This window comes from Pseudoalteromonas sp. TAB23, assembly GCF_000498075.1.
Lineage (GTDB): Bacteria > Pseudomonadota > Gammaproteobacteria > Enterobacterales > Alteromonadaceae > Pseudoalteromonas > Pseudoalteromonas arctica.
Window position 1 is genome coordinate 1 of sequence record NZ_AUTP01000143.1, and the last position, 14,582, is coordinate 14,582.

Consider the following 14,582-nt stretch of genomic DNA (forward strand, 5'->3'; position numbering starts at 1 on the left):
ATAATATTTGGGCTCTTTATGCAGTGATCTTCTTTATTGGTTGCAGTGTGGGCTTGGCTACGCTGATTCAAACGCTTTTAATGGACGTTGCACCCGAAGGCCACGCTATGATTGGTGCCTTAGTACAGTGCGCATTTAATACTGCCAATGCTATAGGCCCTTGGGTCGGTGGAATTGCAATAGCACAGGGTGCTGCACCTAATCAAACAGGTTACGTAGCAGCTGCATTATTTTTAGGTGGTTTGGGTATGTGGCTACTAAGTTACTTACAACTAAATAAACAGCAACCAACAGCGCAAGCTACTAATTAACTTGAGTTCAGATTAATTTAAAATACAAAAAGAGCCGCTAATTAGCGGCTCTTTTATTTTTAATTTACCTAGGGCCTGTTGACCTTTCAGGATTAAAATTTGTTCAATCTAGGGGCGATTTAATCGCGGCGTGAGGTTTGTAACCTAGTGGGCTAAGTAAAAACCGAGCAACAAAGAGTAAATTGCCCCTAGAAAGAACCCAAAGGGCAGCGCATGTTTGGCATTTATGCTGCGTTATCGCCTACTTACGGGGAATAACCACACTACATAGGCTCTGCCTTGCCTAAATACCAAACAGTCTGCTGCAAATTTAACCTCGAAAGATAAACAGGCCTTAGTAAATTAAGCGTTTAACGATGCCATATCAATAACAAAGCGGTATCGTACGTCTGACTTTTCCATACGCTCGTATGCAGTGTTAATTTCGTCAATGTTGATCATTTCGCACTCAGGTAGCACGTTATTTTCACCACAAAAGTCGAGCATTTGTTGCGTCTGTGCAATACCACCAATAAGTGAGCCTGCAATACGACGGCGACCCATTAATAATGGCACCGTGCTTAGCTCATCTACAGGACCAACTTGGCCTACGATAACTAAAGTACCATCTACATCAAGTAGTGGTGTGTAAATAGATAAATCATGTTTTACAGGTACCGTATCTATAATGACGTCAAAGGCAGATTGCGAGTCTTTCATTTCGTCATCATTAGATGACACTAAGTAATGCTGAGCACCCAATTTAACCGCATCATCTTTTTTAGACTCACTACGGCCAATTACCGTAACGCTTGCGCCCATTGCAACTGCATTTTTAACGGCCATATGGCCAAGTCCGCCTAGACCAACAACACCAACACGGCTACCTTTTTTTACGCCCCATTTATGAAGTGGCGAGTAAGTAGTAATACCTGCACAAAGTAGCGGTGCTACGCGAGAAAGGTCTAAATTTTCTGGTACGGAAAGTACGAATTCTTCGCGTACAACAACATGTTTAGAATACCCACCTTGGGTCATTTCACCACTAATGCGGTCTTTGCCTGCGTAAGTACCAATCATACCTTCGCGGCAAAATTGCTCTTCATCGTTATCACATTGATCGCAGCTTTGGCACGAATCAACCATACAACCAACAGCAACCGTGTCGCCTTGCTTGTATTTTTTAACGTCGCTACCTACCGACATAACTTTACCAACAATTTCATGCCCAGGTACTAATGGGTAGTCACTGCCACCCCAATCATTTCGTACGGCGTGTAAATCTGAATGGCACACACCACAGTATAAAATTTCAATTTCTACATCGTTATTTCGTAAATCGCGGCGCTCAAAAGAAAACTCTGTCAATTCAGAACCTTGGCTTTTTGCTGCATATCCTACTGTTTTCATAATAACTCCATAGTGGTTAAAAATTTAAATCATCAACAGCATAGTACATAGCCTGTGAATAGAACCTGACAATATAAAATAGGCACAAAAAAAGCCCAAACAGTGTTTGGGCTTAATCGTTAGGACTAGGGAGCTAAATTTAATTATTTTGCAAGTAAGCTGTTTAATTCATTAATAATTGAATGAATGCGCTCTGCATTTTTTCCTAAATCACTACGCCCTACTCGCGACTTACTACGAATATCAACAAAACGTTGGCTGCCTTCATCTTTAATACGAATTACCACATCGTCTTTAAAACCAAACCACGTTGTTGTATCGGTAGCTTCCNCCTGTAGCCGTATTTGCACTTACCAATGCAAAGCCAAGATTTTTAACTGCTTGTTCGCTTGCTGTCATTAAATCGGCTTTAGATTGTGCAAAGCTTATCGTTACCAGCTCCGGGTATGCTTTGCGTTGCTGTACTGCCGTTTCTTCACCCGCGTATTCTACTGGGTTAGATGCATTTGCACGTAGTGGTGCAATTGCTACAAATTTTGGTGGATTAACTAAATCAGTTGAAATGTCATGAATTGCCGGTACACCTTCAGCCTTGTTCATCATATTAAGTGGCATAGCAATAGCCACAACCGAAAATACAAGTGCAATAACACCACTGCTTAGCGTTAACGTTTTACGCATAAATAACGCTTGTACTATAAGTAGCACCAATGCAGCGCCACCAGCATAAACGCCAAATTTAAACCCCGTAAACGCAACACCTAATTCTACAATACCAAATTTATACAAAGGCCCTGGCAGTATGACGAGTAAAAAAGCGATTAAACTAACTAAGCTCACTAAAACTTTCATTTTATGATTCCTATATTGTGTGTGATTTTTATTATTAAAACAGATAAGCACTATTAACCAGTAGCTTATACTACTAATAAGTGCTTTTAGATTACTATTAGCGACTAATTACACAAAAAAGTCCAATGTTGTGTGATCAAAGTTACTCAAGTTTGGGAAAATATCAACAAGCTCAGAGCTTGGCACACCAAACCACTGAGCCAATGTGGCAAAGTACTGCTCATTAGCAACACTTGGAATTAAACGCCCGCCACCGGTATCTTGTGGGCCATCCAAATGTTGAGTTAGTAGCTCGCCATATATATTGCCGCCTTTTACTGCGCCGCCCATTACTATTTGGTTTCCTGCCCAACCATGGTCAGTGCCATCGCCATTTGAGGTCAACGTGCGACCAAAATCAGACATAGTAAACGCAGTCACTTTATCTGCCATATCAAGCTCTTTCATCGCGCTATCAAATTCACTTAACCCTTGAGCTAACGTATTTAATAAAGCAGGGTGCGTTGTTAATTGGTTATCGTGCGTATCATACCCCCCCATAGAAACAAAAAACACTTGGCGCTGAGTGCTCAATTTTGCCTGTACGCTAATTGTTTTAGCGACTGCTGCAAATTGCTCACTAAGGCTATTATCGCTAAATGGGGTAATAAGTGCAGGCGCGCTTTCTAACGCGCTGTTCATTGCTTGAGTGTTATTTATCGCACTTGTTAAGCCATTGGCATAAGCTGTACTTAACGGATGGCTCGTATTGCCTAGTAAGCGGTTCATAATAGAAGTTACGTGCTCGCTACGAGGTTGATACCCTCCAAACACGTTAATACTACTAATGCCACTTTTGTTAAGCGCAAATGCATTGCTAGCACTTCCCGTTTGCCATAAATTAGTACCGTCGAGTGATACATTAGCTGCAAACTCATCTTGTAGCTCTAAACGTTCTAAAAGTCGTGCGCCCCACCCGCTATTAAGTGATTGTTTTTCTCGACCATACATCCATGCAGCTTGCTGATCGTTATGCGAGAACAAATGCTTAGGCAAACCTATTGTTTTATTTTTATAGTCACTCAATGTTGTGGGAGCGAGTAAAGTACCTACCCCACCTATAAATGCTAAATTTTGAGATTCAAACACATTTTGTATAGGTTCAAGTGAAGGATGAATACCGACTCCACCGGCAAACTGGCTTTTAATACTTAACTCAAGTGGGCTCTCTACCGCTAGGTTCTGCCTACTTTGCTCGTAAACACTACGTTGCTCGCCTTCAAGCGGAACTAGCATATTTAACGAATCATTCCCTCCGTATAAATACACACACACTAATGCTTTGTAATCACCTAGCTCAACTGCATTAGTCGCTCCAGTTAATGCTTGTAATTGCAGGCTCNCAGCCGATACACTGCCTTTTACACATAACGACAAAAACTCTCTTCTATTAATGCTCATTATGCGCTCCTAATACTGCACGTTAAATTCAGGTGAAATAGCAATCATATATAATAAATACGAAACCCGTTCACGGTATTGCTCTTCATTAAAATAGGCATCTAAATCAAGTAACGCTTGGCGCGTGTCACTGCTCATTGCGCCTGCAAAATATAACGTGTTGTACTGAGCTAATAGCGCGCTAACACCATTTTCCTCTAAAAAATTCATGTCGTCTTGAACATAAATATAAATACTATTTGAATTTAAATCGCTGCGCGCTTCTGCGGTACTCCAAACTAAGCTTGCGTAAAGCGCGTTCATGGTGCCAATCAGTGTTGCGTCGTTTGCTATTTGTAATTCTGGTGCAACAATACCTTCATTTCGCAAAGCTGCGGTTTGATAATCAGGCCTAAAAAAGTTAAATACTGAAGCCGATTGCATGGGTCCTTGTCCGTAGCTATTTATTAAATTCCATGTTTTATAATAACCCGCTGGCGATTTAGCATCGAGATTTCGCCAAAACTGTACAGTTTTTAAAATAGGCTCTTTAATTTTACCTTGGTAATTAAGCACTGAGCCAAAATGCCGCGCTTCATCATCTAAATAAATAGCCTTTACTACCGCCGNCGCGTACACCAGCGCCGTTATCAATAAATACATTAGCTACTCGCTCAACATATTGGGGGGTTGGGTTTGAGGTAATTAATCGCTGAATAAGCTGTTTGCTAATAAACGGCGCAACATTTTGATGATTAAATAAATTATCGAGCCCTATTTGCAATGACTCTTCTGCTGCATAACCTTGTGGTATAACCTCACCGTTTAGTAAGGTTTTTTGTTTACTAGAATGGTACTCGTCAAATGCTTCCATTGGCTTAATATAATCACGACTTTTACGCTTAAATGTTTCACTATCGGCAAACGTCCAACCAGTAAATACGCGTGCAAAACCCTCTATTTCTACCTGTCCGTAAGTGGCAATGGTATTACCTTGTGCATCAAGCTTGGCGCTGCCATCTAGATTTAGTTCTTCAAGGCCAATAGTAAATAACTGCATTACTTCACGTGCGTAATTTTCGTCTGGGCGAATATTAAGTGTATCGTCTGCTTTTTCGTTACCCAAATGGCTTAAATAAGTTCCCATAATAGGCGAAAGCGTGACATCTTCGAGTAAGTCACGATAATTACCAAAGGCATGCTTTAGTAATAAATCGTAATAAGTGATCATGCCCTCAGGTTGCCCTCTTAAGGCACTGTTCTCATCCGACACCACTAATATTTCACTTAACGCAAATGCAACACGTTGACGGAGTTGATCGTCACTTTGCATTACTGCTTTCCACCATGCATCTATGCGGCTTATGTATTTAAAGTCGTCATCGTCATTTAGCTTTACTAAATAATCACGGTGATAATTAATAGGTAGCGCTATTTGTTTATCAAGCCATTGCTGCTCGCTTAAACCTTGTGCGTTTTGTATTTCACTAAGCTTAGGCCCCATTGTTGCTTGGTGTAGTAACCGTGCGGCGCTAATCTCATCCATATTATTGCGCGCTATAAAGCTCAGCGTTTTTACACTGCTTGCTCCTTCATTGTCGGTTGCTGTGACCGAAAAAGCGTAATTAACAGGCTTATAACTTTGCGCATTTAGCAGTGTTACTGAGGTGGTTACTGCCTCTGAAGGCCCGCTAATTAGTTCAGGCCCTTGCGTTTGTTGCCATACAATCGATGTAATAGTGCCGTCTTTATCACTGGCTGTTGCTGTTAGCTCAATTGTTTGGCCCTTACTTAATTCACTAGGAATATCAGCGACTGACAAAATGGGGATTTTATTTCCGTTAACGGTTGGCGTATCATCTGAGCCTGAACCACCGCAAGCGCTTAGTATAAAAACCGAGCTTGCGATCAGAGCAAATTTATAATGCATGTAAAGTCGTCATCATTTGTTAATTAAAGTACGTTAGTGTGTACCGAGTTTGATGCATTTATTGAAACACAAAATTTACAATTTAACTCTTTATTTTTTGTAACCGAATCATGAACGCCCCATTAATAATGCACTAGCTGCAGGGGTAAACAGCCAGAGCTTTATTATTTATGAAAACAGAAATTCGCTATTGTTTTGAATCTTCACAAGTTGCTAACCGGTTTTTACACGAGCTGAAAGACTGGCCGGTTAACGATGTAAAAACACGACTTTTTAATGGCGGCGATAGTGTAAAAGTGACATACGAATACGACGAAAGTGGTTTTGATTACACTTGCGCCGAACTTGACGACCTAGCACAGAGCCATGGCGGGAAAGAGGTTTAAGCGTTTTATAATAAAAAACAGCTGATGCATCTTTAATAATTCACTTGAATTATATAGATTTGATTGATGTTTTATCTCTACCTGAGTTTTTCGCTTCGTAAAGCATTATGTCAGCTTCTTTAATTAGTGATTGCATAGACACATTATTACTACTTAAGGTTTCTTTTGTAGCAAATACACACCCAGCACTAATTGTTAAATACTCACGTACAGGCGACGCTTCATGAGGTAGATTTAATTCCCTAACCGCCAAAAGCAATTGCTGAGATATATCTACAAACTCTTCATAAGAAAGCTGTTTAAAGAATAATATGAACTCTTCGCCGCCATAGCGCGCCACTGTACCTGTGTTTTGCTTAGCTACTTGTTTTAGTTTTTGGGCAAGAGCTTGTAAAACGGCATCTCCCTCTTGGTGACCATAAAAATCGTTATAATTTTTGAAATGGTCTACATCAAGTAATATTATTCCAAAGGCATTTTTTTGCTGTTGAGCCTGTTCCCATTGCGCCGCAATAATTTCGTCAAAGGCACGCCTGTTGTAAATTTGGGTTAACCCATCAATTTTACTTATTTTTTCAAGCTTAAAATTTTGATCTTTAACTTGTTTAATTAATGCATTAAACCCGCTAATTAAAACGCGCATTTCTAAAAATTTATTACTGAATCTCAGAGGCTGTAAATCGTTTTTAACCAACATTGAATTGATAGCGGACGCACCGTTAATAAGTGGTTCAATAAAGTAACGATTTACAATATAGAAACTCAAAAGTGACATTACAAAAAACATTAACAAAATAAGTTTTAAATAGTGATCAAATAAAACTGGCAGTGTTTGATGGTGGTGCTTAATGTTCAAAGCAATAAGTGGATTATCGTTTATATCTAGAATCACCCTTTTCCTTTGAGTGGCAATGTCCTCTCCTTGGAGGCTCCCTTTAAGCGTCGCAATATCGTTTAAAGAACTAGCCTGTTCTATTTGTGAGTAGCTAAGCTCCACTTGTGCAATCTCAGCTAGGGACTTGATCAACGACGGTCTTACTTTTTTTATAAAAACAATACTACCAACAGGCTCACCTGTTTTATCTGTTCGCTTTATTACATGCGATGCAAACATGACAGGGCCGTCCGCTGTTTGCAAAAAACCAGAATGGCTTAAACTGTTGTCGTCTTCAGAGGCTTTTGAATTAGGAATAATTGCGCGGTTTAATTTATTAACCTGTAAATCTAAATCAGGCGCATCAAACTCAGTATGTTTAATATAATCATACGCTTGCCCGTAAACCATATTAAAGTTTATATCGTAAATAAACACACCATCAATTTTGAGAGAGTAGAAGGTGTCACCTACAAAGTTTGAATCTACATATTCTACGTCAAAATCAGCCATGTAATTATAGGTATCGTCCCATACGGCGTAGTCATAATTGAGTGTTTCTAAAAATATAAACTCTCTATCAAGCGCAATTTTAAGACTTAATAATTCACGATTTTGATAATCTTCAATACTAGTGTTTATGGTCGGCAGGCTAAAGAAATAGCGGTACCCAACTAATAAACTTGTTACAAAGCACATTAAAATCAAAGTACCTATTATTACAAAAAATCTTAATGTCATAGTCTCTATCTAATCGTGTAAAATTAAGTCAAAGTAGCTTACGTTTTATGCTTTAGACTTGCTGCATCTAAATAATAAATAATTAGCTTCTTACTAAAGCGTAGTATAAATTCATGAGCAGGAATAAACAAAGCTTACTATTAAATTTTATAGCGTTAAAATTTTAGCCCTTTCAATAATATATTTAATATAGACATAAAATTATACCAATTCGCTTAATTAAGTGGTCTATTTTGAGGGCGGAAAAACGTGTTGATAGCTAGGCAAAAAATTCGCTATTTAGTTGTTCTAAATGAGAATTTTTTAACGCAGGTAGCGACACGTTTAGCCCCGCAAAATGATTAAGTATTATTGCGGATTGGTATTAAACATTTAAAGTAGTACAAAAAGCTGAAATTATTCCACTACAGAAAATTCAACTTTTGATGGAGACGAACTCGCAAGCTCCAGTACTTCGTAATAATTTAAACCATCTATTTTTTTGCCAATAATAAAGTAATTCATTTCCCCCATCATGGTCGGGTCGCCCATAATATCGTCTAAGCTTTGCACGTCAGAAAATTGAATTGCGATTAAGGCGCCTAAAAAACGCATTGAATCTTGAGGCTTTAATGCTTTTAAAACTTTATTAACTCCCATTTGAGTTGTCTCTGGTGTGGAGCCATCAAATCTAAAATCATTTTTTGTGCTAACGCATGCACTAAGCATTAATATTGATAATGCGATAAGTAAATGTTTCATATATATCCTTATTTGTTTTATTAGTTATTCGTTTATTCGTTTATTCGTTTATTCGTTTATTCGTGATACTTGCGGATCATCGCCACTTTGCCGTTTTCAATTTCAATCACTTCCATCATTGTGGAGGTATACTCAATTGGCTGCTTATTTTGCGGATGAATACCTTTTACATAGTTTTTATAACGAATAGCAAAGCCTGTATCGTTAAACACAAATGTATTAAGCAGTGTGCTTTCAAACAATGTGTGTGCACCTAAGTAAAAACTCATACCTTTGCGCATCTGCTTTTTACCATCTGGAGTACGTGAGTCATCCGGTTGATACGGAATATGCTGATTGCCAATATCATCGGTTAACAATGCAAGGTAAGCCTCAAGCTCTTTAGCACCTGCGTTAGGTGCTTGTGTTGCGGTCATTGTTTTATAATACTGCTGCGCAAACGCATTTAAGTCGAGTGGCTTTTCCGCATAAGCCGAAAAAGCAGTTACTAGAGCCAAACCTAACGTTAAAAGTAGCTTCATCACTTATTCCCTGTAGTTAAAAATATTGATTCATTTATAGGAACACTATATTAATATGTTCAAAAATAAAACAAATAACTTTAAGTAACTAACACCTACATTTTGCTTTTCACTCTATTTGTTGCAACGCTGTTGGCTGGGTCGTCTGGCCAAAAATGTTTAGGGTAACGACCTTTCATTTCCTTTTGCACATCGCGGTAACTGCTAGCCCAAAAGTGGGCTAAATCTTGAGTAAGTTGCAATGAGCGTTTACCTGGCGATAGCAGCTCCATAAGCAGTGGCAGTTTACCGTTGGCAAGCATAGGCGTACTGGTCAAGCCATAAACTTCTTGCATGCGCACGCTTAGCTTTGCGGGGCCATCAAGTTGGTATTCTATTTTTATATTTGAGCCACTTGGCACCGTTAAGCGCAGTGGTAACAGTGCTTTTAAAGCGGTTTGTTGTTGCCAATCAAAACAGTTTTGTAATGCTTCAAAGTAGTTAAACTTTTTAAGCTGCGTGAGCGTTTTAATATCTTCTAAAAACACGCTTAGCCACTGCGCTGCATTTTGAATGAGTTGTTGCTCATTTGTTTTTGGGAATTTATCAGGCATTAAATTACTTGCTAAGCTCATACGTATCAGCAATTGCTGCGCATCAGGTTGCTCGTTAAATAATGCAAAACCGTGTTTAGCAAATAAGTTTAGCCACGCTTTAGCGCGCTCGCTCTTATCTAGTTTTTGTTTACTAGGCTGGCTGCTGAGCGTTATAGCCCCGAGCTTTACTTCATCTTGATGAATAAAACGTGCTGATTTTTCGTCAAACTCACAGCGAGTAAGTTCACTAAATAAATGCGGTAAAAATTCTTGTAACTCAAATGGGTTAAGCGCGGTGGCTGCAAATATACGCCCTCCTTTGTGCCCGCCCATGGTTGCTATAGCTAAGTAATCGTCGTTGTGCCAGTAATCGGCATTTAACTCAGCACCTGCACCATTGGCAAGTAGGTAACCATTACCGCGTTTTTTAGCAATACGATCGGGGTATGCCAATGCCACTAGCAAACTAATATAATGAGTATTTAATTCGCTGTTTTCGTCTTTTACTTTTAAGCGGCTTTGCCAATATTTTAACTGTTGTTTAAATACCGGATGCGGACGTTGCTGTTGGCTATGCAACGCTAAACTCAACTCGTTTGCACTGTTTACTCGGCTCTCAAGTAATGCCACTAAATAAATAGCGAGCCTAAAAATACCAGGGAGTTGGTCATCAAGTATGTGTGCTTTTAATAGCATATGCGCCAAACGAATATCAGCACCAAAACCTAACATTTTACTGCCAAGCGGTGTGAGCTTACCTTTGCTATCAATAGCTTCTAGCATGTTAAGCAGGTTACTTGCTTGCTCGCATTGTTGCTCAGTGGGCTTATCGAGCAAGGTTAGCTCATCAATACTGGCTCCCCACTGCTTTGCCTCAAGCATAAGTTGGCTTATGTCTGATGTGAGTATTTCGGGATTGTCGTGGCTATTACGTCGCTCAAAGGTTTGCTTTGAGCCAATTCGATAAACAATGCCCGGCTCTATTCGCCCTGCACGCCCTGCACGTTGCACAGCAGACGAGCGCGATATACTTTGTGTTGTGAGCTCAGTAACCCCTGTTTTTAAATTAAAGGTAGCTGCACGGCGCTTGCCGCTGTCAATTACAATGCGTATGCCTTCAATAGTTAAACTGGTTTCGGCTACATTTGTAGTAAGCACTACTTTGCGCATGCCGTTTGGTGCAGGAGCAATAGCAGCTTGCTGATTGGCTTTATCTTGCTCGCCAAATAACGTTGCAACTTGGCAGTTACTGGGTAAATCGCTAAGTGCTTGTTGCACGCGTAGTATTTCAAATTGCCCAGGTAAAAATACCAATGCGCTACCTGTTTGCTCATTAAGTGCTTGTTTTATTATGCTAGGAATTGCATCAAGCCAACGGCTTTCATCTTTTATGGGTATGTATATTTCGTCTATTGGGTAGCTGCGACCGCTTGATTGAATTACAGGGCAGTCAAAAAACGCTGTATAACGCTCAGTATCAAGAGTTGCCGACATAAGCATAATGGTTAAATCTTCACGCAGCGCACTTTGGGTCTCGAGCGCAAAGGCAAGTGAGGTATCGGCTGCAATTGAACGCTCATGAAATTCATCAAATATCAGTAAATCAATATCGCTTAATTCGGGGTCGTTTTGCAGCATGCGCGTTAGCATGCCTTCGGTGACTATTTCGAGGCGCGTATTAGCACTTACTTTACTCTCACCCCTAATCCGCAAGCCCACACTTTGCCCAACACTTTCGTTTTGGCACTTTGCTAGGTAGCTGGCAATATTACGAGCAGCTAAACGGCGAGGCTCTAGCATTACAATACGTTTAAAATACCCATCGCGCATTAGTTGCAGCGGCAACCACGTAGATTTACCCGCACCAGGCGGCGCTTGTAATAACGTAATAGGATTACTTTGTAATGTAGTAACGAGTTGTTGATATATGTCTTGAACCGGCAGCACAGCTATTTACCCTAAATTGCTTTGCAGGCATTGTAACAAAAAACCAAAGCCTAGCTGCGGTTGATATTTATTAATAATTGCTATTAGCTACCCGACACCATTCTAATTCGATCTGCAGGCACTCGTAATTGCTGCATTAAGTAAATTTTAAATGGTGCTTCGTAAGGTTGCTCATCAACCGCTTTTTGCATGCATAAAAGCCATGCATCACTTTGCTCAATTCCTACATGTAGATGTTTGTGCGCTTGAGGAATGTTAATACTGCCAAAATGTTCAGCGTATAATTTAGGACCACCTAACCAGCCCGACAAAAAGTAAGCGAGCTTTTTACGTGATGCTGATAAATCTTTTGAATGCATACTCCTTATATTTTCAGCCTCTTTTAAAGCGTCCATATTATCGTAAAACGCATTCACCAATTGTGTAATACCTGCTAACTCACCTGCCATTTTGTATGAGCAGTCATCCACTCCGTATTCACACGTTTTTGTATTCATAACTCACTCAGGTTAACTACTTTGTTTAATACCTGCATATTAGCTTAAAACAAAAATTTAAGAATGAGTTACATCAAAGCGGCGTAACTTATGTCAGCAATAATTACAGGCTGCTATGTATATTTTTTAATAAATAGCGCAATATTAAAAACAAAATCGCTCAACATAAAAATATAACCAACTGATAATAAAAACAATAAAACCATTATTATTCCTTGGTACAAGGCTTGCTACTTTATAACTGACAGTTAATTCACTAACCTAAAGTAAGGATAAACTTATGAACAGCGATCGTATCGAAGGTAATTGGAAAGAACTTAAAGGTAAGGCTCAACAAAAATGGGGCGATCTTACCAACGACGATTTAGATAAAATTGAAGGTAGCCGTACAGAGCTAGTTGGTAAAATTCAGCAGCAATACGGTAAATCTAAAGAAGAAGCAGAGCGTGAAGTTGATGAGTTTGAAAAAGGTCGTTAAACCGCGTTAACCGCTTTTAAAAAAACCGCCATTTGGCGGTTTTTTTTGTTTAAGCTGTAGGTTATTTAGCTACGCTTTTAATTGGTTACCAATCGGTAACTGCCTAATACGCTTTCCGCACGCTGCAAAAATAGCATTACATAATGCTGGCGCATAAACTGGTGTAGACGGCTCGCCTACTCCTGCTGGTGGTGCATCACTTTGTACAATTTCAACGTCAATCTCAAGAGGTGAGTCGCTCATACGCGGTACACGATAATCATGAAAGTTACTTTGCTGTACGCGCCCTTTATCAAAGGTAATACCATCGCTGATTGCAGTTGTAATACCGTAAATAGAGCCACCTTGGGTTTGGTTTTTAACGGTGTCGGTATTTACAACCGTACCCGCATCAATGGCAACCCACGACTTAATTACTTTTAAATCGCCAGCATCCGATACTTCTACCTCAACTACCGTAGCTACGTAAGTTAAAAAGCTTCTGTGTGCTGCTATTCCTAAACCTCGACCTTTAGGAAGCTCTCGCCCCCATTTACTCATGTCAGCTACTTTTTCAATAACATGGCGCAGTCTGCCAATATCTAGAGGATAAACCGCTTTATCGCCACCGTAATTATCGTATGTGGCATTTTGCTCAGTTACATCAACAATGCGACTCGGACCTATCGTGTCTAGTAAATAGTCTTTTTGGTCGCGACCGGCTTTATGCGCTGCTTCGCCAATAAATGACTGAATAGCAAAGGCATGAAAAATATTTGATACAGAGCGCATCCAACCAATTCGTGCTTTGGCTTGCGCATCACCGTTTTCTAACTTCATATTAGGTGTGTTAATAGGGTTATCGGTAAATCCTAAGCGCAGTTCAAAGCTTCCTGGCGTAGTCGCCCCTTCTGAAAAGGTAGAGGTAATTGGTGAAAACGCGGTGCGGTGTAAATAAGATTCTATAGCGCCATTTTTATCTAGCGATGCTTCAATGTGCTGAGCCGAAACTGCATGGTAAAAACCATGTTGTATGTCGTCTTCACGCGTCCATTGCACACGAATAGGTTTGCCTACTTTCATTGAAAGGTAAGCTGCTTCTGCTGAAAAGTCAGGTTTTGACTTACGCCCAAAGCCGCCTCCCAACATGGTAACGTGAACATTAATTTTGCTCTCATCCATGCTAAGCATTGCCGCCNGCTTGTGGATTTTGCGTAGCAGCCCATATATCAACACTATCTTTGTTGTACATAGCTGTTGCACAAGGCGGCTCCATTGGTGCTTGAGCAAGATGCGGCGCGTAATAATCAGCTACCAGTTTATTGCTCGATTTAGCCAACACACCCATGGCATCGCCTTTATCACGTATGTTTGCCTGTGGAGTTTGTACTGTTTGTAATAATGACTTTTTAAATTCTTTTGAATTGTAATCGCCATTTTTGCCATTATCCCACACGACTTTTAATGCCTTACGCCCTTGCCATGCAGCCCATGTGTTTTTAGCTATAATCGCAATGCCACCTTTTGGCTGAAACTGCGGCGCGCCTTTTGGTGCAGGTATTTCAATAACATCTATAACGCCGTTTATCGCTTTTGTAGCACTGGCATCAAATGACTTAACAACACCGCCTACCANTTTGGTTCGCGTACATCGGCTGCAAATATTGCTTTACCTGTTACTAAGTCGGCTAAATCTATGTGCGCCATGCCAGTATTAATATAGCGCCATTCTTTGCGTGTTTTAAGTGTTAGTTTGTCAGCTTCTGGTGGCGTTATTGTAAGCGCTAAGTCGATTAAATCTTTATAAGTAAGCGATTTACCTGAGCTGTGTGTAACAACGTGTTGATTGGCTGTACAGGTCTGCGGGTCAACTTTCCAATACTTAGCGGCAGCGTGCTGCATCATGTAACGCACACTTGCGCCCATTTCACGCAGACGCTGC

The 14,582-nt window shown here is 40.1% G+C and carries 9 protein-coding genes and 4 pseudogenes; 3 read left to right on the forward strand and 10 right to left on the reverse strand.

Features of this window, described 5'->3' with window-relative positions:
* Positions 1-311, forward strand: a pseudogene (locus tag L654_RS0105515) (MFS transporter); the annotation flags it as partial.
* 342 nt (positions 312-653) lie between these two features.
* Here L654_RS0105515 and L654_RS0105520 read toward each other — a convergent pair.
* From L654_RS0105520 to L654_RS01000000125560, 4 genes and pseudogenes are all read right to left on the reverse strand, one after another.
* Complete coding sequence (locus L654_RS0105520; protein WP_007581239.1) at positions 654-1,700, reverse strand: NAD(P)-dependent alcohol dehydrogenase; 1,047 nt, start codon at positions 1,698-1,700, stop codon at positions 654-656.
* A gap of 143 nt (positions 1,701-1,843) precedes the next feature.
* Positions 1,844-2,552: pseudogene (locus L654_RS01000000125555) on the reverse strand (DUF1499 domain-containing protein).
* 108 nt (positions 2,553-2,660) lie between these two features.
* Entirely contained in the window at positions 2,661-3,992 is a 1,332-nt protein-coding gene (locus tag L654_RS0105530) for a DUF1501 domain-containing protein (protein ID WP_024607505.1), read from the reverse strand.
* A gap of 9 nt (positions 3,993-4,001) precedes the next feature.
* Positions 4,002-5,901: pseudogene (locus L654_RS01000000125560) on the reverse strand (DUF1800 family protein).
* Positions 5,902-6,071: 170 nt separating this feature from the next.
* Between L654_RS01000000125560 and L654_RS0105540 the strand changes: the two are divergent.
* Complete coding sequence (locus tag L654_RS0105540) at positions 6,072-6,287, forward strand: hypothetical protein (RefSeq protein WP_002958138.1); 216 nt, start codon at positions 6,072-6,074, stop codon at positions 6,285-6,287.
* Between the two features lie 49 nt (positions 6,288-6,336).
* On the opposite strand, the gene L654_RS0105545 is transcribed toward L654_RS0105540, so the two are convergent.
* The 5 genes from L654_RS0105545 to L654_RS0105565 all read right to left on the reverse strand — a co-directional run bounded on the left by L654_RS0105545 (position 6,337) and on the right by L654_RS0105565 (position 12,183).
* Positions 6,337-7,860: a diguanylate cyclase gene (locus tag L654_RS0105545; protein WP_024607506.1), complete on the reverse strand. Its 1,524-nt coding sequence runs from the start codon at positions 7,858-7,860 to the stop codon at positions 6,337-6,339.
* Between the two features lie 438 nt (positions 7,861-8,298).
* Positions 8,299-8,643 (reverse strand): DUF6694 family lipoprotein, encoded by a 345-nt coding sequence (locus tag L654_RS0105550; protein ID WP_024607507.1) that lies wholly within the window; start codon positions 8,641-8,643, stop codon positions 8,299-8,301.
* A gap of 56 nt (positions 8,644-8,699) precedes the next feature.
* On the reverse strand, positions 8,700-9,164 hold the full coding sequence (locus L654_RS0105555) for a nuclear transport factor 2 family protein (RefSeq protein ID WP_007581226.1): 465 nt from the start codon (positions 9,162-9,164) through the stop codon (positions 8,700-8,702).
* Between the two features lie 95 nt (positions 9,165-9,259).
* Complete coding sequence (gene hrpB, locus L654_RS0105560) at positions 9,260-11,686, reverse strand: ATP-dependent helicase HrpB (protein ID WP_024607508.1); 2,427 nt, start codon at positions 11,684-11,686, stop codon at positions 9,260-9,262.
* Positions 11,687-11,769: 83 nt separating this feature from the next.
* Positions 11,770-12,183 carry a group II truncated hemoglobin gene (locus L654_RS0105565; RefSeq protein WP_024607509.1) on the reverse strand — a complete coding sequence of 138 codons (414 nt, stop codon included), beginning with the start codon at positions 12,181-12,183 and terminating at the stop codon, positions 11,770-11,772.
* A 280-nt stretch (positions 12,184-12,463) separates the two neighbouring features.
* On the opposite strand from L654_RS0105565, the gene L654_RS0105575 reads away from it, so the two are divergent.
* A complete protein-coding gene (locus L654_RS0105575) occupies positions 12,464-12,661 on the forward strand; it encodes a CsbD family protein (protein ID WP_007581220.1) in 198 nt (65 codons plus the stop codon).
* 69 nt (positions 12,662-12,730) lie between these two features.
* Here the strand turns inward: L654_RS0105575 and L654_RS01000000125565 are convergent.
* Positions 12,731-14,582: pseudogene (locus L654_RS01000000125565) on the reverse strand (molybdopterin cofactor-binding domain-containing protein); the annotation flags it as partial.